The sequence below is a fragment of the Aeromonas crassostreae genome (assembly GCF_054052445.1).
Window position 1 is genome coordinate 164803 of the sequence record NZ_JBSTYM010000005.1, and the last position, 25950, is coordinate 190752.

Genomic DNA, 25950 nt, shown 5'->3' on the forward strand with positions numbered 1-25950 from the left:
GTAACAAACAGGGATAGCACCATGAGCAAGATTTTTGAGGACAACAGCCAGACCATAGGTCAGACCCCGCTGGTTCGTCTCAACCGTGTTACCAAGGGCCGCGTGCTGGCCAAGATCGAGAGCCGCAACCCCAGCTTCAGCGTCAAGTGCCGCATCGGCGCCAACCTGATCTGGGATGCCGAGAAGCGCGGCGTCCTGACCCAGGGCAAGGAGATCATCGAGCCTACCAGTGGTAACACCGGCATTGCCCTGGCCTTCGTGGCGGCCGCCCGTGGCTATCCCATCACCCTGACCATGCCGGCCACCATGAGCCTGGAGCGCCGCAAGCTGCTCAAGGCGCTCGGCGCCAACCTGGTGCTGACCGAAGGGCCCCTCGGCATGAAGGGTGCCATCGCCAAGGCCAACGAGATCCTCGAATCCGAGCCGGGCAGGTACGTGCTGCTGCAGCAGTTCGAGAACCCCGCCAACCCCGAAATCCACGAGCAGACCACGGGCCCCGAGATCTGGGACGCCACCGATGGCGAGGTGGATGTGTTCGTGGCGGGCGTGGGCACCGGCGGCACCATCACCGGGGTCTCCCGCTACATCAAGCAGACCAGAGGCAAGGCCATCGTCTCGGTGGCGGTCGAACCCTCCGAGTCCCCCGTCATCAGCCAGAAGCTAGCGGGTGAAGAGATCAAGCCCGGTCCCCACAAGATCCAGGGCATAGGCGCCGGCTTCATCCCTGGCAACCTGGATTTGAGCCTGCTGGACCGCGTCGAACAGGTGAGCAGCGAGGAGTCCATCGAGATGGCTCGCCGCCTGATGGAGGAGGAAGGCATCCTGGCCGGTATCAGCTCCGGCGCCGCCGTGGTGGCTGCCGCCCGTCTGGCCGAGCTGCCGGAGTTCGCCGGCAAGACCATCGTCGTCGTGCTGCCGAGCGCCGCCGAACGCTACCTCTCCAGCGCCCTGTTCGCCGGCGTATTCAGCGAGCAGGAACTGCAACAGTAAGTGATCTTGGTTTCCATAAAAGTGGCGCCCCGGGTGGGCGCCGTTTTTTTTTACGCTAAACTTGTCGCCAAACAGTGCCAGTCGACCCCCTTATTTTTTGGGGTAAAATAACAAGGGTTGCTGCCACAAAAAAAGCAGACATTCTGTGATAAATCTCATATCCTGTGCGGCGTAACGCACCTTTTGCGGGTCAGGTATCACAAAGTAACAAAGTGTTATTTTTCGTTATAAAATAACGAAGAGCCAGATACAGCGCGGCTTGCAACACTTTGTCTCGGGAAACCTGGCAGAGACTGCAAATACTGAACAGAAAGTTGACCTGGATTAAGCTCTTGCGGGTCTGATTTCGTTACTTTACAACATATGCATACTTAAACGGTCGAATAGCGCGGCGTCAAGGCGGCCTGTTGACCATAAAATATCAATAATATGGGGTGAACCATGTACGAGAAGTCTGTTGTTATCACTGCTGAAAACGGCCTGCACACCCGTCCGGCAGCGCAATTCGTAAAAGAAGCCAAAGAATTCCAAAGCGAGATCACTGTGGTCTCCGGTGGCAAGTCCGCCAGCGCCAAGAGCCTGTTCAAGCTGCAGACCCTGGGCCTGACCAAGGGCACCAACGTCACCATCCAGGCCGATGGCCCGGATGCCAAGCAAGCCGTTGACAAACTGGTTGCCCTGATGGACGAGCTGGAGTAATCCGGCTTTAACTCCTCCCCCACAGTCGTTTTAATAGGAAGGATTATGATATCTGGCATTCTTGCGTCCCCCGGTATCGCATTCGGTAAGGCGCTTCTTCTGAAAGAAGATGAAATCGTTATCAATCAGGGCAAGATCCCTGCCGAACAGATTGACGCCGAGATCAACCGCTTCCTCGAAGCGCGCACCAAGTCAGCCGCCCAGCTGGAAGCCATCAAAGAGATGGCCGGTCGCACCTTCGGTGAGGAAAAAGAGGCCATCTTCGAAGGCCACATCATGCTGCTCGAAGATGAGGAGCTGGAAGGGGATATCAGATCCTTCATCAAGGACAACAAGGCCTCCGCTGACAAGGCCATCTATGAGGTCATCGAGCAATACGCCAAGATGATGGCCGACCTGGATGATCCCTATCTGCGGGAGCGCGCCACCGATTTTCGTGATATCGGCACCCGTCTGGTGAAGAACGCGCTGGGCATCGCAGTGGTCAACCTGAGTACCATAGACGAAGAAGTCATCCTGGTCGCCAACGATCTGACTCCGTCCGAAACCGCTCAGATCAACCTGAAATACGTGCTGGGTTTCGTCACCGACATCGGTGGCCGTACCTCTCACACCTCCATCATGGCCCGCTCCCTGGAGCTGCCGGCCATCGTGGGCACCAACGATATCACTCGCCGCGTCAACAATGGCGATCTGCTGTTGCTCGATGCGATCAACAACCAGGTCGTCATCAATCCGAGCCCCGAGCAGCTGGCCAAGTTCAAGGAACACCAGGCCCAGTTCCAGGCCGAGAAAGACGAGCTGGCCAAGCTCAAGGATCTGCCCGCCATCACCCTCGATGGCCATCAGGTCGAAGTCTGCGCCAACATAGGTACCGTCAAGGATACCGAGGGTGCCATCCGTAACGGCGCCGAAGGCGTGGGTCTGTACCGTACCGAGTTCCTGTTTATGGACCGCGATGCGCTGCCGACCGAAGACGAGCAGTTCAAGGCCTACAAAGAAGTGGCAGAGGCCATGCCGGATCAACCGATCATCGTCCGCACCATGGACATCGGTGGCGACAAAGAACTGCCCTACATGAACTTCCCGAAAGAGATGAACCCCTTCCTGGGCTGGCGTGCCGTGCGTATTTTCTTCGATCGCGAAGACATCATGCACGCCCAGCTGAAGGCCATCCTGCGTGCCTCCGCCTTCGGCAAGCTGCGCATCATGTTCCCGATGATCATCTCCGTCGAAGAGTTCCGCAGCCTCAAGGCCACGGTGGAACAGCTCAAGGCTGAACTGCGCGCCGAAGGTAAAGCCTTTGATGAATCCATCGAAGTGGGTATCATGATCGAGACCCCGGCCGCTGCCGTGATGGCTCATCATCTGGCCAAGGAAGTGGATTTCTTCAGTATCGGTACCAATGACCTGACCCAGTACACCCTGGCGGTCGACCGTGGTAACGAGATGATCTCCGCCATGTACAACCCGCTGTCACCCTCCGTCCTGACCCTGATCAAGATGGTGATCGATGCGTCCCATGCCGAAGGCAAGTGGACCGGCATGTGTGGTGAACTGGCAGGTGACGAACGCGCCACCCTGTTGCTGCTGGGCATGGGTCTGGATGAATTCTCCATGAGCGCCATCTCTGTGCCGCGCATCAAGAAACTCATTCGCAACACCAACTTCGAAGATGTGAAGGCCATGGCCGAGCAAGCATTGAGCTATGCCACCGCCGCCGAAATCGAAGCCTGTGTAGATAACTTTATAAAGCAGAAAGCAGTCTGCTAAGATCGGCTGCAAACAGCGACAATCATCTTTAGGAGCTTTTACTATGGGTCTGTTCGATAAACTGAAGAAGCTAGTTTCCGATGACAGCTCTGACACCGGCGGCATCGAAATCTTTGCCCCCCTGTCTGGCGAAATCGTCCCCATCGAAGATGTGCCTGACGTGGTATTCGCCGAGAAGATCGTGGGTGATGGCATCGCCATCAAGCCGGCTGGCAACAAGATGGTCGCACCGTGCGACGGCACCATCGGCAAGATCTTCGAGACCAACCACGCGTTCTCGCTGGAATCTGACACTGGCATCGAGCTGTTCGTTCACTTCGGTATCGACACCGTCGAACTGAAAGGCGAGGGCTTCACCCGTATCGCTCAGGAAGGCCAACAGGTCAAGAAAGGCGACACCATCATCGAGTTCGATCTGGCCCTGCTGGAAGAGAAAGCCAAGTCTACCCTGACCCCGGTTGTCATCTCCAACATGGATGAGATCAAGGAGCTGATCAAGATGACCGGCGCCGTGACCGTGGGTGAAACCCCGGTGATCCGCATCAAGAAATAAGGCGCCCCTGGCCCTGCGTCAGTGACCGCAATAAAAAAACCGAAGCCTGGCGCTTCGGTTTTTTTATAGGCAGCCCATGCTTGTCCACCGCACGCCCTCCCTTGTACTCAACAAAAAGGCCCCGATCATCGGGGCCTCTTGTCATGGGCGACGCATTCGTTCAGGGCATGACCACTCGGCTCTCGCCGCCGCCTAAGGCCTCCACCCTCACCTGCACACCGATGCGCTCCACCAGGGTCTGGACGTGGGAGATGACCCCGATCTGGCGGCCGGCCGCCTGCAGGGAGTCGAGGCTCGCAAGCGCCAGATCCAGGCTGTCGGGATCCAGGGTACCGAAGCCCTCGTCGATGAAGAGTGACTCCACCTGGGTCTGGCGTGACGAGAGGCTGGAGAGGGCCAGCGCCAGGGCCAGGGAGACCAGGAAGCTCTCACCACCGGAGAGGGAATCCACGGAACGCACCTCGTCCCCCATGTCGAGATCCACCACCTGCAGCGCCAGATCGGTGCCGGGCACCCGCTCCAGTCGATAGCGCGGCGACAGCTCCCCGAGCTGGGCATTGGCCTCCAACAATAGACGTTCCAGGGTGAGGCTCTGGGCGAAGGTGCGCAGCTTGGCGCCGCTGGCCGAGCCGATGAGATCACTGAGCCGCTGCCAGTGATCCGCCACCCCTTGCTGGGCGGCCAGCGCCGCCTGCAGGCTGCCCGCCTTCTGCGCCGCCGCCTCGGCCTGGGCCAGGGTGCTCTTGCACTGGAACAGCTGCTCGTCGAGCTCGCGGCAGTGGGTCTCGCAGCCCGCCAGTTCCTCGGCGAGGGCCTCGGCCGTGAGGGCAGCAAGCGCCCCATGATGCACCCGATAGTGCGCCAGCTTGGCCTCCTCCTGGGCCTGCGCCCGCTGGCGTTCGGTCAGCCGGGTGCGGGCCTCGGCCAGGGCATCGTCCAGCGCCTGCAGGGCGGTGCGGCGAGCCCTGAGTGCGTCGGGCGTGATGGCCAGCAGGCGACGCAGATCGTACTCGGCTATCCCGAGCGCCGTGACGTGCGCCGCCCAGCGCGCCAGCGCCTCGAGCCGCCCCTGGCGGCTCCTCTCCCGCTCCTGCTCAAGGTGAGTCAAACGGGCCTTGAGCTCGCTGTGACGCTCCCTCGCCGTGGCCAGGGCTGCCACCGCCTCCTCGTGCTGGCTGGCGGCCAGCTGCAGCCGCTGCTGCCACGCCTGTTCGACCTGGGCGACGGTGCGCCCTCCCAGGCAGGCCTCCCGGCTGGCCAGCAGCCCCTGGCGCTGCTGCTCGGCCTCCTTGTACTCCTGCTCGAGTCGTTGCAGCTGCGCGCTCTGGCTCTGCACCCGCGCCTCCTGGGCGCTCAAGGCGGGAGTCAGGCTGGCAAGCTCGTTGCCAAGCTGCTCCCACTCACTCTGCCCGCGCAGATAGTCTTCGCAGATCTGCTGCCACTCCTGCCACTGCCGGCTGCCGAGCCACTGGTGCCGGGACTCTGCCCCCATCTGCTCATCGAGGCGAGCCTCCCCCTGTGCCAGGCGCTGGCGCAGGGTCGCTTCCTGTTCGGCCAGCGCCTTGAGCTCGGCCTCCCAGGCTACCTGCTGACGCTCGGCCTCCTGCCACTGCTGCTCGAACTGCTGCTGACGGGCGGTCAACTCGCTCAGCTGGGCCCGCAGCGCCACCAAGGCCTGCTGCCCCTGCTGGGCCTGCTGCAGTTGCCGTGCGCCGACAGCCAGCGCCTGCTCCAGCGCCTCCCCTTGCGCCACCAGCTGTGCCAGCAGGCCGCTCCACTGTGCCGGCGTCTGACACAGGAGCAGCCCCTGATCCAGCAGGCTCTCCCCCCCCAGCTGCGACCAGCGCAGACTCAGCTGCTCGGATCTGGCCTCCAGTTCGGGAAGATGCTGCTGGCGAACGGCCAGCTGGCGCCCCAGTTCGGCCCGTTCCCCCTCCCCTTGAATGTGTTGATGAGTGAGCCGCTCCCACTCCAGATCCAGCTGGCTGACCCGCTCGGCCAGCTGAGTCAGGATGCCGGCCACCTGGGGTTGATGCCGGGTGTAGGGATGCGCCTCGGCGCCGCAGAGCGGGCACGGACTCCCCTCCTGAAGCTCGTGGCGATACTGCGCCAGGCTGGCCACGGCCCGGGCCTGCTCCAGGGCATGGCGCGCCTCGCTCCGCTGAAGTCCAAGGCGCTCGAGCGCCGGGACCAGCGCCTCATGCTGCTCGGTGAGCCGGGCAAGGTGCTGGGCAAGCTGCGCCATCTCCTGCTGCAACCGCGCCTGCTGCTCGCCGTGGTTGCGGCCCGCCTGGGCCAGCTCAAGGAGTTGACCCAGGCGGGCGAGCTGCTCCGTCCTGGCCTGGCGCTGCTCCTGCGCCCTGGCGACCTCGGTGTCCCACTCCTGGGCTTGCAGCTCATCATGCTGCTGTTGCAGGCGGACGCGGGCCTGTTGCAAGGCGTCGCGCTCCTGCCGCCCCTGGGCTAGCTGGCTGGTGAGATCCCGCAGGGCCTGGCCCTTGTGCTCGCGGCTTTGCAGCACCCGTTGCAACAGCTCCCTGTCTGCCGCCCAGTCCTGCATGGCCGCCAGCAAGGGCTGCCACTGTCGCGCCAGCGGGGCCAGAGCCTTGTGCTGCTCGAGCCAGAGTGCCCACTGCTGGCGGCGCGTCGTCAGTGCCGCCACCTTGTCTGCCTGCTGCCGCCATGCCTGTTGCAGCGCCAGTTGCGCCGTGCGGGCCTGCGCCCCTTGCTGCTGGATCTCCTGCCGCTGCTGGCTCTTCTCCTCGAGCCGGGTATCGAGTTCCTGGGCCCGTTTGAGTTCGGGTTGCAGGGCCCCCCACTCGCGCTCGGCGGCTATCTTGTCCGCCAGCCGCTGCTGCTCGGTCAGCTCGGCCCGCTGCCGGGCCTGCTCCCCCTGCTCGAGCTCGGGGCCCAGCTGGCCTATCAGCTGATCTTGCTGCTGCAACGTCAGGGTGAGGCGGGCCAGTTCGTCGTGGTCGGCGCGGGCCACCTGGGCCTGCTCGGCGCGGGCGAACGCCTCCCGCTCGGGGGCGGCTTCGTCATGGGCGGCCTCGGCGGCGGCCAGCGCCGCCTCCCCCTCCCGGCAGGCCTGCTGCTGGGCGGCAATCCGTTCATTGAGATCCCGCAGTGCCTGCAACAGCTGACGCTGCTGCTGCTCCTGCTTGAGGCGGGTGGCGAGGCTTATCTGCTGGGCCGCCCACTGCTCACGGGTCTCCTCGTCCATCAGCGCCACGTCGCCGAGGCGTTGCTGGAGGGCAGAGAGTGCCTGCTGCTCCGCTCGGGCGCGCTCATGGGTCTGGATGGAGATGGCGGAGTAGAGCTCGGTGCCGGTCATCCGTTCGAGCAGGGCGGAGCGCTCGTCGGCGCTCGACTTGAGGAAGGCGGCAAACTCCCCCTGGGGCAGGATGACGGCGCGGCGAAACTGCTCCCAGGAGAGCCCCACCAGCTCGTCGATGCGCTCTTGCAGCTCCCGCTTGCTGCCACTGAACACCTGGCCGGACTCAACGTCGGTCAGGCTGCGCTCCTGGGGCTGAAAGCGCCCCTCGGCGCGATTGCGGGCGCGGCGCACCGCCCAGCGGGCCAGATAGACGCGGCCATCGCAGCCGCGAAACTGCACCTCGGCACAGCCGCTGGCGTGGCCGCGACTGAGGATGTTTCTAACATCATTTGCTGTTAATTTTTCTTTTTCGTCTTCATCCGCTCGACCAATTTTTTCGACATTCTGACGCATTCCTATCAAACGCGGCATCCTGTCATAGAGCGCCAGGCAGATGGCGTCGAGCAGGGTGCTCTTGCCGGCGCCGGTATTGCCGGTGATGGCAAACAGACCGGCCGCCCCCAGCGCCCCACCGGCAAAATCGATGGTGAATTGACCGGTCAGGCTGGCGAGGTTCTCACCACTCAAAGAGAGGATCTTCATACGCCACACGCCTCCATCCATACCGACCCGATATCGCGCGTGCTCTTGCCCCCATCAGCCCGGGTATAGCCGGTGATGGCAAACAGACCGGCCGCCCCCAGCGCCCCCCTGGCAAAATCGATGGCAAAGGGGCCGGTCAGGCTGGCCAGATTCTCCCCTGACAGCGACAAGATTTTCATGAGTTGGCCTCCTTCACCTGCTCCAGGATCTCTTCAAACGAGGCCAGCAACGCGGCCTCCGGCTCCCCCTCGAACTGGCGCTGATAGCAGAGCCGGAACACCTCGGTGGGGGGAAGTTCATCCAGCCTTCGCCGCGCGCAGCCATCGGCCAGCCCCTGGCCCGAGCCCTGATAGCTGGTGGTGATACGGGCCAGGCGCACCGGTTTGCCCGCCATGGCCGCCAGGATGCGCTCGCGGATGCGCGCCTCGGGTTTGGGCAAACGCAGCCGCACCTCGAGGAAGGGCTGGGCCTCCTGGGGGCGGCCTGGCAGTTCGAGCGACTCGATGGCGGCCAGCGCCTCGTCGAGACCGCTTTGGGGCAGGCGGATCATCTCCACCGCGCGGGGCACCGGGATCCGCTCAAGCCGGGCCAATTTCCCCCCCTCAAACGTCACCTCCAGCACCTGATGGTTGTAATTTGCCTCGGCGAGCGAGAGCGGTAGCGGCGAGCCACTGTAGTGCACCCCCTCGGCCGGGCTCTGGGCCAGGTGCAGGTGGCCAAGGGCGGTGTAGTCGGCGGCGGCAAACAGCTCGGCTGGCAGGGCATGCTGGTTGCCGCCGAGCACCCGCCGCTCGGAGAGCTCGGAGAGCTGGCCCGCCGCCAGGTAGGCGTGGCCCATGGCGATCAGGGCCTGGCCGGGCTCGCAGCGCGCACGTCCCTCGGCCAGCACCGCCTCATACACCTGGTGCACCCCTTCGATCAGCCGATCCTGTCCCTCCTCGAGCCCTTCGGGGCGCAGATCGCTGCTGCGCAGGAACGGCACGGCGGCGCACCAGGCGGCCACCTCGCCATCCTTGCCCCGCAGCGGCACCAGCAGACGGTCGGTCTCGAGGCGCCCCTCGTCATCGCGGCTGATGCTGCCCACCAGATGCAGGTCGAAGGCACGCAGCAGCTCGTGGGGGGCATCCAGCTTGGAGGGGGAGTCGTGGTTGCCGCCGATGAGCACCATGTCCAGGGCGGGATGCTCGGCGCGCAGCCGCGCCAGGAAACGGTAGAGCTGCTGCCAGGCGCTGGCGGGGGGGTTGGCGGTATCGAACAGATCCCCTGCTACCAGCAGGGCATCTATCTGGCGCACCTTGATGATGTCGGTCAACCAGTCGAGGAAGGCGTCGTGTTCGAAGCGGCGATCGTGGCCATGGAGTTGATGGCCCAGATGCCAGTCGGCGGTATGGAGGATTTTCATTGGATCGGGACTCGGTCGCGGGGTGCCATGGGCGAATGTCGTCAACATGGTGCCTGAGCCCGCGCCTTTCAAGCAAGGGCGGGAGGGATTCAGGCGCCGAACCAGTGCATCCGGTACTGGCCGTGGCCGGTCAGGGGATCCTGCGCCTCGCCATCTATGATGAAGCCGTGCTGACGATAGAAGCGTACCGCAGGTTCATTCTCGGTGAAGACCCTGGCATGGAGGCTGCGGGCCTCCCCTTTGGCCGCCTGGAGCAGGGCATGGCCTACCCCCTGGCCCTGACGCTCGGGACGCACGAACAGGGCGGCCAGGTAGTCGTCGACCAGGGCGATGAAGCCTTGCAGCTCGCCACCCTCCTCATGGACCCAGATCCTGGCCTGCTCGAGGTAACGGGTGCGCAGCTCCTCCTGAGCCTTCCACCAGACCGAGGCATCGACGAAATCATGGGACTGCAATGACGCCAACAACCAGATCTCGACGATGCCATCCATATCCTCTGCCCGACTCGCTCTGAGCATACCCTCATCCTTATCCCTGACTCGCCTGCTGGCAGTCTAGGAGACTTTTTCCCCCCTTCTGCGTCGAGCCCTCATGGCCTGTGAGCCGCATCCGATTTTTTTCCCGGGAGTGATTGGTCGATCACAAAGCGCCGCTTTGCAGTACAATGCCCGCCGGACAATTTTGACGACCGAGGACGCCATGTGGTTTAAGAACCTGCAGATTTATCGCTTTACCCGCCCCTTCGACCTGACCGTCGACCAGCTGGAGCCCCAGCTCGAGGCCTGCGCCTTCACCCCGTGCGGCAGTCAGGACATCTCCCGGTTCGGGTGGGTCAAGCCGCTGGGCAAATTCGGTTCGACCCTGACCCACAGCGCGGCGGGTCACATCCTCATCTGCGCCCGCAAGGAAGAGAAGATGCTGCCGGGCACAGTGGTCAAGGAGATGCTGGCGGAGAAGGTGGAAGCGATCGAATTCGAGCAGGGCCGCGCCCTCAAGAAGAAGGAGAAGGAGGCGCTGAAGGAGGAGATCATGCACACCCTGCTGCCCCGCGCCTTCAGCCGCACCAGCCAGACCTTCGCCTGGATCAACCCCGCCGACAATCTGCTGGTGGTGGACGCAGGCTCCGCCAAGAAGGCGGACGATCTGCTGGCCCTGCTGCGCAAGAGCATAGGCTCACTGCCCGTGGTGCCGGTGGCCCTCAAGAATCCGCCCGAGATCACCATGACCGAGTGGCTCAACGAGGGCAACCTGCCCGCCGCCTTCACCCTGGAGGACGAGGCCGAGCTGCGCAGCGCCATGGAGCACGGCGGCATCATCCGCTGCAAGCAGCAGGATCTGATGAGCGACGAGATCAAGAATCACCTGGCCAACGACAAGCTGGTGACCAAGCTGGCCTTGAACTGGGGCGAGACACTGAGCTTCGTGCTGGGGGATGACCTCTCCATCAAGCGCCTCAAGTTCAGCGAAGAGCTGCGCGAGCAGAACGACGACGTCACCAGCGAGGATCCCGCCGCCCGTCTGGACGCCGACTTCGCCCTGGTGACCGCCGAGCTGGCCCAGTTCATCCCGGCGCTGTTTGCCGCCCTGGGTGGGGAAGAGCAGAGCCTCTGAGTTGTCCCCTGCCTGTAAAAAAACCGCCTCGGCGGTTTTTTTGATCCCGGGTGACGAGCCTGCACCTCAGAGCGCGCCGCGGGCCTGCAGCAGGCGATGCAACCGCTCGGCCAGGGCGAGGTACCCCTCGCCATTGAGGTGCACCGCATCGGACTTGAGCGCCGGGCTGCGCAGCAGCTCCCCGATGCTGTCGTTGTCCAGCACCAGTCCGTACTCTTGTGCCAGCTCCTCGTAGAGGGGGGCGCCATCGGCAAACAGGGACTTGCGGGGCACGGCCACCAGCAACACCTGGGCACCGCTGCCCTGCGCCGCCGCTATCATGGCAGCAAGATTGGCCTTGAGGGCCTCCTCCCCCGTGCCGCGCAAGATATCGTTGCCCCCTTCCAGCAAGATGACCAGGGCGGGCCTGTGCAGGGCCAGCAGCCCGGGCAGGCGGGCCCTGCCCGCCTGGCTCAGCTCCCCCGATACCCCGCCATTGATGACGGGGTGGCCGCTCAGGCTCGCCAATACCCTGGGGTAGCTCTGGGCCGGGGAGGCGCCGCGCCCCTCGGTCAGGCTGTCACCGAAGGCCAGTATGGTCTCCCCCGCCGCCAGGGGCCTGAACCCTGGTTCGCCACAGGCGACCAGCAGCAGGCAGAGTGCCCCTATCACGCCGCTTCTCATCCTCTTCCTCCCCCCACGGGCCATGCCGTCATTGATAGTTTTGTAAGCATTTGAGTATAAAGGCAATCTTTCCATCAGGTTTCAACTGTGCCACATTCGTTATTCCCGTAGAGAAAACAGACAAGGAGAGTGTCATGTCCCTCAAACCCCTCAGCCTGCTGGTTGCCTTCGGCCTGCTCGCCGGCTGCGCCCCTCGGGATGCCTTCCATTATGCCCCGCCGCCCCAGACCCTGATCGCCCCCGAGGCCGCCAGTGGCTGGACCGACAAGCAGGGCTGGCAAGGCAGTGCCTTCATGGTGGCCGCCGCCAACCCGCTGGCGGTGGATGCCGGCTATCAGGTGATCAAGGCGGGCGGCTCTGCGGTGGATGCCGCCATCGCGGTGCAGCTGGTGCTGACCCTGGTGGAGCCGCAATCCTCCGGCATCGGCGGTGGCTCCCTCATGCTGGTATGGGATGGCAAACGGGTGGCGGCCGTGGATGGCCGGGAGACGGCGCCCGCCGCCGCGACAGATCAGCTGTTCATGCGAGATGGCAAGCCGATGGCCTTCTACGACGGTGTGGTGGGTGGGCGCTCCGTGGGCGTCCCCGGCACGGTGCGCGCCCTGGCCCTGGCTCATCAGCGCTATGGCAAGCTGCCCTGGGCCAGCCTGTTCGCGCCCGCCATCACCCTGGCTGAGCAAGGGTTCGTGATAAGCCCCCGTCTCGCCACCCTGCTGGCCAAGGAGCCCTATCTCGCCAAGGACCCGGACGCCCGCGCCTACTTCTACCAGGCGGATGGCACCCCCAAGGCGGCGGGCACCCGACTCACCAACCCGGCCCTGGCCAGGGTGCTGCGTACCCTGGCAAGCGAGGGGGCCGACGCCTTCTACCGCGGCCCCCTGGCCGAGGCCATGGTCACCAAGGTGCGTGCCCACCCGGTCAATCCCGGGGTGCTGGCGGCGACGGATCTGGCCGGTTACAGCGCCAAGTTGCGCGATGGCCTCTGCTTTGACTATCGCCAGAGCGAGGTGTGCGGCTTCCCGACCCCCTCCTCCGGCACCCTGGCCCTCGGCCAGATCTTCGGCATGCTGGAGAGCCGCGACATGGCGGCCCTCACCCCCGTGCGGGGCGCCGATGGCAGGCTCAGCGCCAGTCCGGAGGCCATCCACCTCTACAGCGAGGCGGCACGGCTCGCCTTCGCCGATCGCAACCAGTATGTGGCGGACATGGACTTCGTCAGCGTGCCGGTGGCCGGCATGCTGGATAAAGGCTACCTGGCGCAGCGGGCACGCCTCATCGGACAGACATCCATGGGCACCGCCAAGCCTGGCACACCTCCCCTGGCCATCGCCCGTGGCAAGGACGCCACCCCCGAGCTGCCCTCCACCAGCCATGTCTCCATCGTCGACCGCCAGGGCATGGCGGTCTCCATGACCAGCTCCATCGAGGATGGCTTCGGTTCACGGCTGATGGTCAACGGCTACCTGCTCAACAACGAGTTGACCGACTTCTCCTTCACCTCGGTGGATGCCGCCGGCTTGCCGGTGGCGAACCGGGTGGAGCCGGGCAAGCGGCCACGCTCCTCCATGTCCCCCCTGCTGGTGTTTGACAAGGCAAGCGGCGAGCTCGAGATGAGCCTGGGATCCCCGGGGGGCTCGGCCATCATCAACTATGTGGGCAAGACCCTGCTCGGCACCCAGGATTGGGGCCTGAACCTGCAAGAGGCCATCAACCTGCCCAACTTCGGCAGCCGCAACGGCCCCACCGAACTGGAGCAGGGGCGCACCCCTGCTTTCGTGGTCGATGCCTTGAAAGCCAGGGGGCACGAGGTGGTGTTGAACGAACAGACCTCGGGGCTGCAGGGAGTCGAGCGCAATGCCCAGGGCTGGTTTGGCGCCGCCGATCCGCACCGGGAAGGCATCGCCAAGGGGGAGTGATCCCGGCTCCCCCGCCATGGCTCCTCTCGTGGCGGGGGAAGAGGTGAAGCAGAAGAGGATGATCAGGAACGGGGCAGGCTCACGGTCAGTTGAGCCTGCCCCGTTGCGCTGGCCTGTTGCCACTGCTGGCGTTCTATCCGCTCCAGTCGTGCCGCCTGGGTCTGGGACGTCTGGGCGGGGGCCACGGGCCAACTGGGCAGCGGCCACCAGGGCAGGGTCAGCAGCAGGGCGAACAGGGTTGCAAGATACCAGGCCATGGGGCGCTCCAGCACTGTGGGTTGTCTCACTCTCGATGGCCTATTGTCCCCCTCACCCATGACGGCGATGTGACAGCGCCCATCCTCCCCCAGCCCATACAGTGCCGCTAGTGCAGGTCGTGCTTGTCCAGCAGGCGATAGAGGGTCGCCCTGGAAATGGCGAGCTGACGGGCCACCTCTTCCAGCCGATCGGGAAAACGGGCCAGGGTCTGCAGCAGGGCCTGGCGCTCCGCAGCCTCGCGCACCGCCTTGAGCGAGCCGTCAAACAACAGGGATGCCGAGTTGGACAACTCCAGGTCCTCAGCCTCGATGCAGGGCCCCGCACACATGACAGTAGCCCGCTGCACCCGATTGCGCAGCTCGCGCACATTGCCGGGCCAGCCATAGGCCTGCATGGCCTGACGCGCCTGGTGGGAAAAGGTCAGGGGTCTGCTACCCCGCACCTCGGCCAGGATCTCGTTGGCCAGCAGTTGCACATCATCCCGCCTGTCTCGCAGGGCCGGGGTGCGCAGCCGCACCACATTGAGCCGGTAGTAGAGATCCTCGCGAAAACGCCCCTGTGCAACCGCCTGCTCCACGTCGATATTGGTCGCGGCCACCACCCTGACATCCACGCTGCGCGACGTATGGCTGCCGACCATCTCGATGCACTGCTCCTGCAAGAAGCGCAGCAGGGTAACCTGGTCTTCCAGCGGCAACTCGCCAATTTCATCGAGAAACAGGGTGCCGCCATCGGCCGCTTCGATCTTGCCGATCTTGTGGGCCTGGGCCCCGGTAAAGGCGCCTTTCACATGACCAAACAGTTCTGACTGGATCAGCTGGTGCGGCATGGCCCCACAGTTGACGGCCACGAAGGGCGCTTCTTCCCCGAAGGTGCCGTAGTGCAGCTCCCGGGCCACCAGCTCCTTGCCGGTACCGCTGGGCCCCGTCACCAGCACGGGGAGACGGCAATGCTGCAGTCGCACCATCTGCGCCCTGAGCTGGACGATGGGTTCGCTCTGCCCCTGAATGAGCCGCATCTTGCCAGACAAGGCACTGCGGTGATCCCCGATCAGGCGCGCCATCCCCAGGGCGTGCCCCAGGCTATGGCAGAGACGATCGGCATCGAGAGGGAAGGTATGGAAATCATGGAAGCAGGCGGCAAGCAGATTGCGCAACGCCTCATTGGCCAGTTGATCTCGCTCGACCAACCCTATCCAAAGCCGATTGGGGTGCAGGGCAATGAGCGCGCGCAGGGCGTCATTTTGCACGGGATCTATCACCACCAGCACCAGAGGGTAATCACCATTACGCAGCTTCTCTTCTGCCATGGCCAAGGTGCGCGCCTGAGATAAACGCCACTCTCCCCGAGCAAGCAGAGGCGGAAGGTCTGCACATGGATTGATGACCAGCAATGCTTCTTCCGGCATGTTGAATCCTCCTGTCTTCCGTGCCGATGGCGCCGCCTGTCATCGGCAGGCATATATAGCTAGAGACGATATCAAACGGAACTTAATTGGTGTGTTAATAACGGGGTAACTATAACGCATGCCGGATATAGGCTAATGACACAAAAATAATGAGACGCGAGATATAATGCTGAGAAAAAATAAATGCATTATTAAACATGAGGTTATTGGTCGATAAAATATGTCGCATCTCATAGATGAGATTAAATAACAAAAATCTCAATTTAATTTTTAATTAAAAACATACAGTTATGCCATGGCATGGCCATTGCTATATATTTCACGCCCCCCCTTGGCATGGAGAGAGAGTGTGAAAATATATATTGCATTGGCTGCTTATAACTTATTGCTGTTCACTGCACCATCCCACGCCGAAAATCAGGTCAATTTAGGCCAACAGGCCCTGAGTAATATTCGGGGCAGCATGGGGGTAAACATGGTGTCTGGCAGCAACAACCAGCAGGGAAACCTCGCCGCCATCGCCATTTCCGGGCCCGCTGTCATTCAGTTTAGTCAACAAACTCAAGCCATCTCGGCCCTCAATGGCAGCCAGCGCGTCGCCATCTTCGACTCTGCATTGACCCACAACAAAGGCCTCATTGGCATCAATCAAGGTGCCGGGGAGGCGAACCAACAAGTCAATGCCTTCGCGCTGTCTCTGGGTGACGACACCGGCATAGGCACGGTCACCGACATCAATCTCAGCACCAGTGTCGCCAAATTGCCCGCAGGCAAGGTACCGGCGAACACGACAACCAGCATCTATCTGGATGGCAACGCCCTCGCAGGGAGCAAGGGTGTCATCCAGGTTAACCAGGTCTCAGGACAAGGAAATCAGGCGGTCAATATGGTTTCCCTGCCCCTGACAGGCGCAGTAACGGCATCGCCTTGATGCCGCAAGGGATAGGAGGCCCAACCTGACGCTCCAGGGATAAAAGGAGCCGAAGGCAAGGCCCCCATGGCAAGCTCAATGGAGAGACTCATTATGCGTGGACTTATTTACAGCTCATTAGCCGCCGCGGTCGTCATGGCCATGTCAAGCACCGCATTCGCCAATGACAGAGGTGGTCGAGGCGACAGCGATGAAACCGGTGCCACCCTGACCAAGAAGGTCAAGGTCGAGGTGGATGTGGAATATGATGGTCGAGTCAACGTGGGTGGCTACATCAATGTCAACAAGCTGGGGATGGCCGTGGTGGATAACCAGCAATCCAGCTCCATGATAGGCACCTCCAACTACCGGACCGACAACACGAGCCGGATCAACGGATCCTTCCAGGGCGCATCCGGTAACATCGGTGCCAACGTGGCGGCCGGTGACTCCAACGTACAAGGCAACAGTGCCTCGATCGCAGCCTACGACGAGGTGGATGCCGCGTTCGTGATGGGCCGTGGCTATCCTGGTCAAAACGGGTCTGCGGGCGGTTCATCGGATGCGGAAATCTTCTCCGATCAGAGCGCCAGCCATAACTGGACCACCAACAAGGGTCATCAGAACAAGTCGGGGATCGGTGATGGTGCCTTCGATGGTGCGGCAGGCAACATCGGGGTCAACGTGGCATCCGGCTCGGGCAACGTTCAGGCCAATAACATGGCGGCCACCGTTTCGACCGGCAATATGGCGGTGGCGACCGTCGCCAACAGCCAAAATGTTTCCAGAAACCTCACCACCAACGAAAGCCTGAGCGCGACCAAAACGGTTGACAAGGCCGGCGTTTTCCTCGGTATCAAGGCTTGGGGAGATTACGAGGGCGGTGGTACTGGCAATGACGTCAAAAAAGGCCACGGCCACGACGACAGATACGGCAATAACAACCCGAAAGATGAAGGTAAGTTCGAGTTTGAAGAAGAAGGTGACATCAAGCTGCATGGGTACGCCGTCGGGTATGTTCCCGTGGTCAATACCTACACCAGTCGTGAAACCTTCAACCACGCCACCATCAATGGCGGAGCCTTCAACGGCGCCGTGGGCAACATTGGGGTGAACGTGGCCTCTGGCACCAACAACCTGCAAGCGAACAACCTGTCGCTGGCCGCAGGCTTTGCCAAGTAATCTGTCTATACAGGGGGCCTAGGCCCCCTCTTTTATCTGCTCAAGGAGGAGAAGATGCGCTGGCTACTGCTATTGCTGTTCTGCCATGGTGCCTGGGCAGCCAACCTGCCCATTGGCGATCATCTGCCGGCACTTGGCGGTCTTAACAAGCCAGTTCAGAGCATCATGGAGCGGCGCTTTGCCAATATTGAGCGCCAATATACCGATTTCAGCTGTGGGGCCGCCGCCGTGGCGACCATACTGCGCTACTCCTACGGCCAGGTGACCAATGAACGCTGGGTCATGGATGGCATGATGGCCATGGCCGATCCGGCCCTGGTACAACGTTACGGTTTTTCCATGCTCGACATGAAACAGTATCTGCAAATGCTGGGCATGCGGGTCAGGGGCTATCGACTTGGTGATGAGAAACTGCGCCAGGTGAGGGTACCGACCATAGTCCTCCTCAATATTCGTGGCTATCAGCACTTCGCCGTGCTGCGTGCCATCGACAAACAAGATCGCGTCTATCTGGCCGATCCAGCCCTTGGCAACCGCATCATCTCGTTCAACGAATTCAAACAGAGTTGGAACGGGATCCTGCTGGCGGTGATCGGTTCCGGATACCGTCCGGATGCCCCACTGGCCAACCCGGCTCCCCCGCTCTCGGTGCGAGGGAAAGATGGCCTGTTCGCGCCCATCAACGAAACCTCCCTGCTGGAGTTCGGATTTCAGCACAAGGAGCTTATGTGAGGCTGATATGAACAACCTGCACTCTGTGTGGCTCGCCAGCCTGTTGACAGGCTTGTCTGGCCCGGCCCTAGCACTACCGGATCCCCTGGCCCACCTCTCGGAGAGCTTTGCTCCCCAACTGGAGGACAGCGACCTTGCCAACCTGCGCGGTCGCTATGTCAACTCGCAAGGGATCCGCTATTTCGGCATCGAGTTCATCTCGACCCTGACCACGGCCCAGGCACAACAGACCGCAGCCATGAACCTGACCCTGAGCGTGATTCAAAACAGTCCCAAGCTGGACATCCGCATCAAGAATGATCCCGGCGCCACGCTCAAGAGCCAGACTCAGGATCAAGCCCCCGCCGCCAGCAACATCAATGGTTCTGGCCTGGTGCAGGTGCTTCAACTTCAAGGCAGTGGCAATAGCGCCGTCAACCAGACCGGCATCGCCATGAGCGCGCAACCCAATGTGGGTCAGAGCGTGACCGCTGGCCATTATGAGAGCCAAGGGGCTCTCGGCACCGCCAGTTATCGGATTTCAGGCAATTATGCCGGACTGCAACTAAACTCGGCCGATGGACACGTCCTACTGGAACAGAGTCTGCGAGGAGACAACTTCAGCCGGGGATTGTTGCAACTCAACCGAGTAAGAGGAGATGGCTTGCAAGCACTTAACCAGACCCGCATCTGGCTCTCCCGCTAACGTTTCTTGCTGACTTGGCATCATTGGACGGCGCTAACACAAAGACAAAAATCAACAAGGATGGATCCAATGAAGAAGCACGCCATTGTGTTATTGACACTGGCTCCGCTCAGCTGCTTGGCGGCCAGTGCGGAAGAACAAGCGCTGCAACAACAACTCGATCTGCTGCGACAACAGCTGATCCAACAAAACCAGGCTCTCCACCAGATACAGGCTCGCCTGGAGGCCGTCAAAGCCAGCTCAAATGGCGCGGCAGCCACCACAGGTGCCGTCGCGGGCACGGCTGGTACTGCCGCCAGTGCCCAAGGAGACGCCACTCGCCGCACCCCGGAGGCCGGGCGTAGCACGGAAGACTTGTTGATCGAACAGCACAATGTGTTCGACAGGGCTTGGGTACTCGACTTCGGTCTCTCCTATCAGCATTACAATCGCAAGGATCTCGCGTTGCGCGGTTTCCTCGCCCTCGATGCCATCTTCCTTGGTGAGATAAACCTCGACCGGGTTCGCTCGGATCAATGGGTTGCCGACCTCGTCACCCGCTACACCCTCAATGATCGCTGGCAGATGGAGCTGGCAGTTCCCTACATGCTGCGCAGTACCAACTACCAGAGCACAGGCAAGGAGAACTCCAGCCGTGACTTCGAGGAGGAGAGCGTCACCGATGGCGGCCTGGGCGACTTGAGCCTGGCCATCTACTACCGGGTGCTGGCCGAAAATGAGAGTTGGCCGGACCTGGTCTGGAACCTGCGCGTCAAGGCCCCGACCGGCAGAGACCCTTACGGCATAGGCGTCGATACCTCAGAATCAGGCAATCTCATCACCCCCAAGGAACTGGCCACCGGCAACGGCCTGTGGCAACTCTCGACCGGCTTCTCTCTGGTCAAGACCCTGGATCCCGCCATCCTGTTTGCCAATCTGAACTATGGGCATAGCCTCAAAAGAGACTTTAACGACATCTCCTTCCAACCGGGCAATCAGCCGGGCAGCATACAGCTTGGTGACTGGTACGAATATGGGTTGGGGGTTGCGTTCGCCCTCAACGAACGCTTCAGCCTGTCGTTCAACATCAACCAGCGCATCACGCTGGAATCGGAGCAGGGCGCCGAAGGCTTCCCCATGGAGAAGGTGACGGGTTCCGATGCCAATGCTGCCAGCTTCGGCATGGGGGCGACCTGGGCCATGACAGACAAGCTCTCCATGGCGGTCAACTGGTCTGCTGGGCTCACCACGGATGCACCTGACTACAGCATAGGGATCCGCTTCCCCTATCGCTTCTGAGGATAAGCACAGAGGCTGCACAGTGGGGATATTTCCCCACTATTTGCAGGTCGGTCCAGCTTGTCATTTTACAACATAGCTCTGTCCTCATCTCCCAGCCCCAGCTCGACAAAGCATGACTCCAACGCATCCAAGCCAATTATTTTAGGCCTTAAAAAGTAGCGCTCGCGCAAACGTTATCCCCAAAAAGAAAACGTTATCTGGCCAAAACGTTGTTTCTGGATCATAAAAAGTATTCAAAAACTGGTGTATATTGCTCGGCGGAAACTCCTTAACCATGAAGACTGACATGAAAAAGACCAAAATCGTCTGCACCATAGGTCCCAAGACCGAATCCAAAGAAATGCTGGCCAAGATGCTGGATGCCGGCATGAACGTCATGCGCCTGAACTTCTCTCACGGTGATTACGCCGAGCACGGTGGTCGTATCAACAACCTGCGTGAAGTCATGGCCGAGACTGGCAAGCAAGCCGCTATCCTGCTCGACACCAAGGGTCCGGAAATCCGTACCATGAAGCTGGAAGGTGGCAACGATGTCTCTCTGGTCGCTGGCCAGACATTCACCTTCACCATTGATCAGACCGTGATTGGCAATCAGGACAAGGTCGCCGTGACCTATGCCGGCTTCGCGAGCGATCTGCGCGTCGGCAACCGCATCCTGGTTGACGATGGCCTGATCGGCATGGACGTTATCGAGATCACCGAACGTGAAGTCATCTGCAAGGTGCTCAACAACGGCGACCTGGGTGAGAACAAGGGTGTCAACCTGCCGGGCGTCTCCATCAAGCTGCCGGCCCTGGCCGAGAAAGACAAGCGCGACCTCATCTTCGGCTGTGAGCAAGGTGTTGATTTCGTTGCTGCTTCCTTCATCCGCAAGCAGGAAGACGTGCTGGAAATCCGTGAGCACCTGAAGGCCCACGGCGGCGAGAACATCCAGATCATCTCCAAGATCGAAAACCAGGAAGGCCTGGACAACTTCGACGAGATCCTGGCCGTGTCCGACGGCATCATGGTTGCCCGTGGCGACATGGGTGTCGAGATCCCGGTAGAAGAGGTGATCTTCGCCCAGAAGATGATCATCGAGAAGTGCAACAAGGCGCGCAAGGTGGTGATCACCGCGACCCAGATGCTGGATTCCATGATCAAGAACCCGCGTCCGACCCGCGCCGAAGCAGGCGACGTGGCCAACGCCATCCTGGACGGTACCGATGCCGTCATGCTGTCCGGTGAGTCCGCCAAGGGCAAGTACCCGCTGGAAGCCGTGACCATCATGGCCACCATCTGCGAGCGCACCGATGCTGTCATGCCGTCCAACCTGTCTGCTGCCAACGACAGCAACAAGCTGCGCATCACCGAAGCCGTGTGCAAAGGCGCGGTGGAAACCTCCCAGAAGCTGGATGCCCCGCTGATCGTGGTGGCGACCGAAGGCGGCAAATCCGCCAAGGCCATTCGCAAGTACTTCCCGAAAGCCTGGATCCTGGCCATCACCACCAACAAGAAGACCGCAGCCCAGCTGGTACTGACCAAGGGTGTGGCGACTCACGTGGTTGACTCCATCGCCTCCACCGACGATTTCTATCGCATCGGCAAAGAAGCCGCGCTGGAAATCGGCATGGGCCTGAAGGGTGACGTGGTTGTCATGGTCTCCGGTGCCCTGGTACCGAGCGGTACCACCAACACCGCCTCCGTTCACGTACTGTAATCCGTACTGAACCGATGAAAACGGCGCCTTCGGGCGCCGTTTTTTTTATTGTCCCCTCTGCTTCACGAGCGAGGTGAGTGCTAGAATCTCGCGCAATTATCAGTGCGGGTCTGACCCGCTCTCAAGGTCATCAGCGGAACCTCTATGCCCTCATTCACGTTCAAACGAGTCGCCACCCTGCTGTCTCTGCTCGTCATGCTGGCGGCAGGCCAGGTCCTGGCCCAGGATCTGCCCCGCCAAGACGGCGTCCAGCATCAACTCGATGCCCTGTCAAAGTCCGATAACCTGACCGCGGCCCAGCAGGCGGACAAGGCCTTCTTGAGCGAGACCCTCGCCCTGCTCGACAGCATCGACAAGGAAAACACCAAGGCCAAGGTCCAGAGCCAGCGGCTCAAGACCCTGCCCGCCGATCTCAAGGAAATATCGACTCGCCTCGACGCGCTGACCCAGGGCAAGAGCGCCGAACAGATAGCAACCGAGTATGCCGCCATGAGCCTGGACGAGCTGGAGAGTCGCCAGCCCGAGGTGATGGCCAACATGCAGAATGCTCAGGAGTCACTGGGGGCCATCGCCAGCCAGATCACCAATCTGCAGACCCTGCCCGAGCGGGCACAGAGCACCATGAGCAAGGCGTATCAGCGCAGCCAGGAGCTGCGCAACCGCCTCAATGCCGGCGACGGGGTGAGCAGCGCCGAGCGCAGCAAGCTGACGGCCGAGCAGGCCCTGCTCGACCTGCAACTCGCCTATCTGCAAAAGGAGCTGGACAACCGCACCAGCATGCAGGATCTCGCCATCAAGCAGCGGGACTATCACAATGCCCACCTCGCCCTGGAAGAGCAGAAGCTGCAGTTGCTGCAAAAGGAGATCAGTGCCAAGCGACTCGGCAATACCGAGAAGACCGCCGAGCAGACGGGTGAGCTGGTCGCCAACCAGGACAACCCCCTGGTCCAGCGGGAGCAGGAGATCAACCACCAGCTCAGCCAGCAGCTGGTCTCGGCCACCAACAACCTCAACTCCCTGATGCAGAAGAATCTGCAGGCCAAAAGCTGGCTGGAGCGCGGCACCCAGACCGAACGCAACCTCAACGAACAGGTACAGATGCTCAAGGGCAACCTGCTGCTGTCACGGATCCTCTATCAGCTCTACCAGCAGCTGGAGGCGGCCCCCAGCAGCGCGGTCAAGAACCTGGAGGAGCAGATAGCCGACCTCCATCTGGCCCAGTTCGAATTGAGCCAGCAGCGGGATCAGCTGTTCCAGAAGAACCAGTTCCTCGACAAGCTGATCGACAGCAGCGGCCTCGCCGTCAGCGAGGAGGACAGGGACAACCTCTCCCATCTGCTCGATACCCGGGTCACCCTGCTCGATCAGCTCAACCGCCAGCTCGACGCCCAGCTCACCAATGCCATCAGCCTGCAGCTGACCCAGCAGCAGCTGGCCCGCATCTATGCCTCCATCGAGCTGACCCTGCAACAGCACATCTTCTGGGTCAGCAGCAACAAGGCCATCGACGGCAAGTGGTTTCTCTCCTGGCCGAGCCAGGTCGCCAAGCAGATAGGTGACTGGACCCTGACTCCCAAGGCCTGGCTCAAGGTGCTGCTCGCCATCAGCCTGCTCGCCCTGCCCCTGATCATCATAGGGCTGCTGCTGCTGTGGAAGCGCCAAGCCATCAAGCGGCGCCTGCAACGCATCAACAAGGAGTTGGGACGTTTTCGTCAAGACAGCCAGTGGCACACCCCCAAGGCACTGCTGATGACGACCCTGCTCTCCCTGCCGGGGGCGCTCTTCATCTGCGCCGCCGGCTTGCTGCTCGCCTATAACGGCCTGCTCAGCGTCAACCTGACCATGCAGATCACCCTCAACCTGGCCCTGGGTTACCTGGTGTTCAGCGTCTACCTCGCCGTCATGCGGCCGGGGGGCATGGGCGAGCTCCATTTCCGTCTGCCCAGGGAGGAGCTGATCAGCAAGCACAAGCATCTGCGCTCGCTCTGGTTCACCCTGATGCCCCTCATCATGCTCTCCACCAAGGCGGTGATCGAGCCCTCCACCCTGGGCAACGATGTGCTCGGCCAGACCATGACCCTGATCCTGCTGGGCCTCACCGCCTGGCTGCTCTACCCCTTGCTGCGCGCCAGGCTCAAGAGCGGCCTGGGCATGATGTCCTCCCTGTTCACCCTGCTGCTGGTGCTGACCCCCATCGCCCTCATCGGTCTGGTGCTGTTTGGCTACTACTACACGGCGCTCAAGCTCACCGGCCGGCTCATCGAGTCCTTCTACCTGCTGCTGCTGTGGAGCCTGGTCTATCGCAGCGCCCTGCGCGGCCTGGAGCTGGCGGCCCGTCGCCTCGCCTGGCGCCGTGCCGTGGCGCGCCGTGAGCACAAGGCCCAGGAGGATGCGGAAGGGAGTGAATCCATCGAAGAGCAGCCCATGGCGCTGGAAGAGGTGAGCCAGCAATCCCTGCGGCTGACCCGCATCGTGCTGCTCGCCATCTTCGGCGTCGCCTTCTACTGGCTCTGGTCCGATCTGATTGCGGTGTTCACCTACCTCGACAGCGTGGTGCTCTGGCACAAGAGCGAGGGGACAGGTGCCAACGCCGTGCTCTACCCCATCAGCCTGAGCGATGTCATCACGGGCCTGCTGATCCTCGGTGGCGCCTTGTCGCTGGCCCGCAACCTGCCCGGTCTGCTGGAGGTGCTGGTGCTCTCCAAGATGCGCCTCGCCCAGGGCTCGGCCTACGCCATCACCACCATGCTCAACTACACCCTGATAGGGGTGGGTACCCTCACCACCCTGGCCATGCTGGGGGTCCAGTGGGAGAAGCTGCAATGGCTGGCTGCCGGCCTCTCGGTCGGCATCGGTTTTGGCATGCAGCAGATCGTCTCCAACTTCATCTCCGGCATCATCATACTGTTCGAGCGGCCGGTACGGATCGGGGATACGGTCACCATTGGCACCATCTCGGGGACGGTCAACAAGATCCGGATCCGCTCCACCACCCTCACCGACTTCGACCGCAAGGAGGTGATCATCCCGAACCAGCAGCTGATGACGGAGCGGCTGATCAACTGGTCCCTGTCCGATACCGTCACCCGGGTCATCGCCCGGGTCGGGGTGGCCTATGGCTCGGATCTCGATCTGACCCGCAAGCTGCTGATGCAGGCCGCCCAGTCCAACAGCCGGGTACTCAAGGAGCCCGAGCCCCTGGTCTACTTCCTCACCTTCGGTGCCAGCACCCTGGACCACGAGCTGCGCTTCTTCGTCAGCGAGCTGGGGGATCGCAACCCCGCCATCGACGAGCTCAACCGCACCATAGACAGGTTGTTCAAGGAGCATGGCATCGAGATCGCCTTCAACCAGATGGATGTCTACATCAAGAACATGCAGGGACAGGAGCAGAAGATAGCGTCCCACCCCTCCCTCCCTGCGCCCGAGGAGGGCAAGCCGGCCTGATCACCTCTGCCCGCCCCCTGAGGGGCGACCCCCTTGCTACCAGACAGGCCCGCTTCAGGGCCTGTCGCTTTTGCCCGCTGCCGGCGCCAGTTGCGAACAGGAAGCCGCAAACGGCGATCACAAGAAAACAGGCCCGCGAAGGGGCCTGTCTGGTCTGTCTCTGTGTGCTGCCTCCTCAGCTGCAGGGGCCGATCAGCTTCCAGGGATCCCCGGCGCTCGGCACGTTGCCGCTGCTCCACCACTTGGCCTCATAGAGGTTGCCGTTGTAGGTCACCCGATTGCCCGTGGTATAGACGGAGCCGGTGGCCCAGCTCGCCGGGCAAGTGCTGCTGCTGCCAGGTTCGAAGCTGACCGACAGGCTATGAGCCCCATTGAGGCTGCTGAAGGTGTAGCTGCCAGTCACGGCCTGCGCCACACCATCGACGATGAGGGATTTCACCTTGTAACCACTATCGGGCAGCAGGGTAACGGTGAAGTGGGTGCCGCCTTTCCCTTGCAGGATGCCGTTCGCCGGTGCCGGTGAGATGGTACCGCCCGCCCCTATGTCCACGCTGATGTCGAAGAAGACGGGAATGTCGATGGTGGCTTCGCTGTAACTGCCGCTGAAACCGGCGAAATTGGCCGCCGTGATGCTGTTCAGCGCCGTGTTCTTCAACACTATCTTCTTGGCATCGCCCTTGGCGTAGGGCTCCACCAGGGTGATGACAACATCACTCCCCTCCTGGGTCAGCTTGACGCCGGAGAAGGGCACCGGCTGATTGCTCGGGGTGGTGATGACCGTCTTGGCCGGATCGAAGCGATTGGCCACCAAGGTCATGTTCC

At 61.9% G+C, this 25950-nt stretch carries 21 protein-coding genes; 13 read left to right on the forward strand and 8 right to left on the reverse strand.

All coding sequences use genetic code 11. The features are described 5' to 3' along the window. Nucleotides 1–21: 21 nt before the first annotated feature. The 4 genes from cysK (at nt 22) to crr (ending at nt 4015) form a co-directional block, all read left to right on the forward strand. Nucleotides 22–990 (forward strand): cysteine synthase A, encoded by a 969-nt coding sequence (gene cysK, locus ACW5W4_RS06020; RefSeq protein WP_456688746.1) that lies wholly within the window; start codon nt 22–24, stop codon nt 988–990. A 441-nt stretch (nt 991–1431) separates the two neighbouring features. Continuing rightward, nucleotides 1432–1689 carry an HPr family phosphocarrier protein gene (locus ACW5W4_RS06025; protein ID WP_041999934.1) on the forward strand — a complete coding sequence of 86 codons (258 nt, stop codon included), beginning with the start codon at nt 1432–1434 and terminating at the stop codon, nt 1687–1689. Between the two features lie 45 nt (nt 1690–1734). Next, nucleotides 1735–3462: a phosphoenolpyruvate-protein phosphotransferase PtsI gene (gene ptsI / locus ACW5W4_RS06030; protein WP_408797595.1), complete on the forward strand. Its 1728-nt coding sequence runs from the start codon at nt 1735–1737 to the stop codon at nt 3460–3462. 43 nt (nt 3463–3505) lie between these two features. Further along, nucleotides 3506–4015, forward strand: a complete 510-nt coding sequence (crr, locus tag ACW5W4_RS06035) for a PTS glucose transporter subunit IIA (protein ID WP_041999928.1) — start codon at nt 3506–3508, stop codon at nt 4013–4015. Between the two features lie 160 nt (nt 4016–4175). Here crr and ACW5W4_RS06040 read toward each other — a convergent pair whose 3' ends face one another. The 4 genes from ACW5W4_RS06040 to ACW5W4_RS06055 all read right to left on the reverse strand — a co-directional run bounded on the left by ACW5W4_RS06040 (nt 4176) and on the right by ACW5W4_RS06055 (nt 9854). After that, nucleotides 4176–7934 carry an AAA family ATPase gene (locus tag ACW5W4_RS06040; protein WP_456688747.1) on the reverse strand — a complete coding sequence of 1253 codons (3759 nt, stop codon included), beginning with the start codon at nt 7932–7934 and terminating at the stop codon, nt 4176–4178. Continuing rightward, nucleotides 7931–8113, reverse strand: a complete 183-nt coding sequence (locus ACW5W4_RS06045; protein WP_456688748.1) for an exonuclease SbcC — start codon at nt 8111–8113, stop codon at nt 7931–7933. Before ACW5W4_RS06045 ends, ACW5W4_RS06040 begins: the two co-directional genes overlap by 4 nt. Further along, on the reverse strand, nt 8110–9336 hold the full coding sequence (locus ACW5W4_RS06050) for an exonuclease SbcCD subunit D C-terminal domain-containing protein (protein ID WP_456688749.1): 1227 nt from the start codon (nt 9334–9336) through the stop codon (nt 8110–8112). Before ACW5W4_RS06050 ends, ACW5W4_RS06045 begins: the two co-directional genes overlap by 4 nt. Nucleotides 9337–9425: 89 nt before the next feature. Then, nucleotides 9426–9854, reverse strand: a complete 429-nt coding sequence (locus tag ACW5W4_RS06055) for a GNAT family N-acetyltransferase (protein ID WP_456688750.1) — start codon at nt 9852–9854, stop codon at nt 9426–9428. Between the two features lie 181 nt (nt 9855–10035). On the opposite strand from ACW5W4_RS06055, the gene rdgC reads away from it, so the two are divergent. Next, nucleotides 10036–10947 carry a recombination-associated protein RdgC gene (gene rdgC, locus ACW5W4_RS06060; RefSeq protein WP_408797589.1) on the forward strand — a complete coding sequence of 304 codons (912 nt, stop codon included), beginning with the start codon at nt 10036–10038 and terminating at the stop codon, nt 10945–10947. Between the two features lie 66 nt (nt 10948–11013). Here the strand turns inward: rdgC and ACW5W4_RS06065 are convergent, their stop codons facing one another. Then, on the reverse strand, nt 11014–11610 hold the full coding sequence (locus ACW5W4_RS06065; RefSeq protein WP_456688751.1) for a GDSL-type esterase/lipase family protein: 597 nt from the start codon (nt 11608–11610) through the stop codon (nt 11014–11016). Nucleotides 11611–11744: 134 nt separating this feature from the next. Here ACW5W4_RS06065 and ggt point away from each other — a divergent pair, with 134 nt between their 5' ends. Further along, nucleotides 11745–13526, forward strand: coding sequence for a gamma-glutamyltransferase (gene ggt, locus ACW5W4_RS06070; protein WP_456688752.1), 1782 nt, complete (start codon nt 11745–11747; stop codon nt 13524–13526). 62 nt (nt 13527–13588) lie between these two features. Here ggt and ACW5W4_RS06075 read toward each other — a convergent pair whose 3' ends face one another. Further along, entirely contained in the window at nt 13589–13783 is a 195-nt protein-coding gene (locus tag ACW5W4_RS06075; RefSeq protein ID WP_456688753.1) for a hypothetical protein, read from the reverse strand. Nucleotides 13784–13890: 107 nt separating this feature from the next. Beyond that, nucleotides 13891–15192 (reverse strand): sigma 54-interacting transcriptional regulator, encoded by a 1302-nt coding sequence (locus tag ACW5W4_RS06080; RefSeq protein WP_456688754.1) that lies wholly within the window; start codon nt 15190–15192, stop codon nt 13891–13893. A gap of 349 nt (nt 15193–15541) precedes the next feature. Between ACW5W4_RS06080 and ACW5W4_RS06085 the strand changes: the two genes are divergently transcribed. The 7 genes from ACW5W4_RS06085 (at nt 15542) to mscK (ending at nt 25128) form a co-directional block, all read left to right on the forward strand. After that, complete coding sequence (locus tag ACW5W4_RS06085) at nt 15542–16123, forward strand: hypothetical protein (RefSeq protein ID WP_456688755.1); 582 nt, start codon at nt 15542–15544, stop codon at nt 16121–16123. 93 nt (nt 16124–16216) lie between these two features. Further along, nucleotides 16217–17284 carry a hypothetical protein gene (locus ACW5W4_RS06090; protein ID WP_456688756.1) on the forward strand — a complete coding sequence of 356 codons (1068 nt, stop codon included), beginning with the start codon at nt 16217–16219 and terminating at the stop codon, nt 17282–17284. Between the two features lie 54 nt (nt 17285–17338). After that, a complete protein-coding gene (locus ACW5W4_RS06095) occupies nt 17339–18016 on the forward strand; it encodes a C39 family peptidase (RefSeq protein WP_456688757.1) in 678 nt (225 codons plus the stop codon). Nucleotides 18017–18023: 7 nt separating this feature from the next. Then, nucleotides 18024–18701: a hypothetical protein gene (locus ACW5W4_RS06100; protein ID WP_456688758.1), complete on the forward strand. Its 678-nt coding sequence runs from the start codon at nt 18024–18026 to the stop codon at nt 18699–18701. Nucleotides 18702–18770: 69 nt separating this feature from the next. Continuing rightward, the gene (locus ACW5W4_RS06105; protein WP_456688759.1) at nt 18771–19979 is read left to right on the forward strand and encodes a transporter; all 1209 of its coding nucleotides are present in this window, start codon (nt 18771–18773) and stop codon (nt 19977–19979) included. 289 nt (nt 19980–20268) lie between these two features. Beyond that, on the forward strand, nt 20269–21681 hold the full coding sequence (pykF, locus tag ACW5W4_RS06110; protein WP_456688760.1) for a pyruvate kinase PykF: 1413 nt from the start codon (nt 20269–20271) through the stop codon (nt 21679–21681). 144 nt (nt 21682–21825) lie between these two features. Then, complete coding sequence (gene mscK / locus ACW5W4_RS06115) at nt 21826–25128, forward strand: mechanosensitive channel MscK (protein WP_456688761.1); 3303 nt, start codon at nt 21826–21828, stop codon at nt 25126–25128. A 175-nt stretch (nt 25129–25303) separates the two neighbouring features. On the opposite strand, the gene ACW5W4_RS06120 is transcribed toward mscK, so the two are convergent. Continuing rightward, entirely contained in the window at nt 25304–25945 is a 642-nt protein-coding gene (locus ACW5W4_RS06120; RefSeq protein WP_456688762.1) for a carbohydrate-binding protein, read from the reverse strand. Nucleotides 25946–25950 lie beyond the last annotated feature (5 nt).

Bases quoted from the DNA above. Each gene is read 5' to 3' on its own strand.
- cysK (WP_456688746.1), top strand. From the start codon at position 22: ATGAGCAAGATTTTTGAGGACAACAGCCAGACCATAGGTCAGACCCCG.
- ACW5W4_RS06025 (WP_041999934.1), top strand. From the start codon at position 1,432: ATGTACGAGAAGTCTGTTGTTATCACTGCTGAAAACGGCCTGCACACC.
- ptsI (WP_408797595.1), top strand. From the start codon at position 1,735: ATGATATCTGGCATTCTTGCGTCCCCCGGTATCGCATTCGGTAAGGCG.
- crr (WP_041999928.1), top strand. From the start codon at position 3,506: ATGGGTCTGTTCGATAAACTGAAGAAGCTAGTTTCCGATGACAGCTCT.
- ACW5W4_RS06040 (WP_456688747.1), bottom strand. From the start codon at position 7,934: ATGAAGATCCTCTCTTTGAGTGGTGAGAACCTCGCCAGCCTGACCGGT.
- ACW5W4_RS06045 (WP_456688748.1), bottom strand. From the start codon at position 8,113: ATGAAAATCTTGTCGCTGTCAGGGGAGAATCTGGCCAGCCTGACCGGC.
- ACW5W4_RS06050 (WP_456688749.1), bottom strand. From the start codon at position 9,336: ATGAAAATCCTCCATACCGCCGACTGGCATCTGGGCCATCAACTCCAT.
- ACW5W4_RS06055 (WP_456688750.1), bottom strand. From the start codon at position 9,854: ATGCTCAGAGCGAGTCGGGCAGAGGATATGGATGGCATCGTCGAGATC.
- rdgC (WP_408797589.1), top strand. From the start codon at position 10,036: ATGTGGTTTAAGAACCTGCAGATTTATCGCTTTACCCGCCCCTTCGAC.
- ACW5W4_RS06065 (WP_456688751.1), bottom strand. From the start codon at position 11,610: ATGAGAAGCGGCGTGATAGGGGCACTCTGCCTGCTGCTGGTCGCCTGT.
- ggt (WP_456688752.1), top strand. From the start codon at position 11,745: ATGTCCCTCAAACCCCTCAGCCTGCTGGTTGCCTTCGGCCTGCTCGCC.
- ACW5W4_RS06075 (WP_456688753.1), bottom strand. From the start codon at position 13,783: ATGGCCTGGTATCTTGCAACCCTGTTCGCCCTGCTGCTGACCCTGCCC.
- ACW5W4_RS06080 (WP_456688754.1), bottom strand. From the start codon at position 15,192: ATGCCGGAAGAAGCATTGCTGGTCATCAATCCATGTGCAGACCTTCCG.
- ACW5W4_RS06090 (WP_456688756.1), top strand. From the start codon at position 16,217: ATGCGTGGACTTATTTACAGCTCATTAGCCGCCGCGGTCGTCATGGCC.
- ACW5W4_RS06095 (WP_456688757.1), top strand. From the start codon at position 17,339: ATGCGCTGGCTACTGCTATTGCTGTTCTGCCATGGTGCCTGGGCAGCC.
- ACW5W4_RS06100 (WP_456688758.1), top strand. From the start codon at position 18,024: ATGAACAACCTGCACTCTGTGTGGCTCGCCAGCCTGTTGACAGGCTTG.
- ACW5W4_RS06105 (WP_456688759.1), top strand. From the start codon at position 18,771: ATGAAGAAGCACGCCATTGTGTTATTGACACTGGCTCCGCTCAGCTGC.
- pykF (WP_456688760.1), top strand. From the start codon at position 20,269: ATGAAAAAGACCAAAATCGTCTGCACCATAGGTCCCAAGACCGAATCC.
- mscK (WP_456688761.1), top strand. From the start codon at position 21,826: ATGCCCTCATTCACGTTCAAACGAGTCGCCACCCTGCTGTCTCTGCTC.
- ACW5W4_RS06120 (WP_456688762.1), bottom strand. From the start codon at position 25,945: ATGACCTTGGTGGCCAATCGCTTCGATCCGGCCAAGACGGTCATCACC.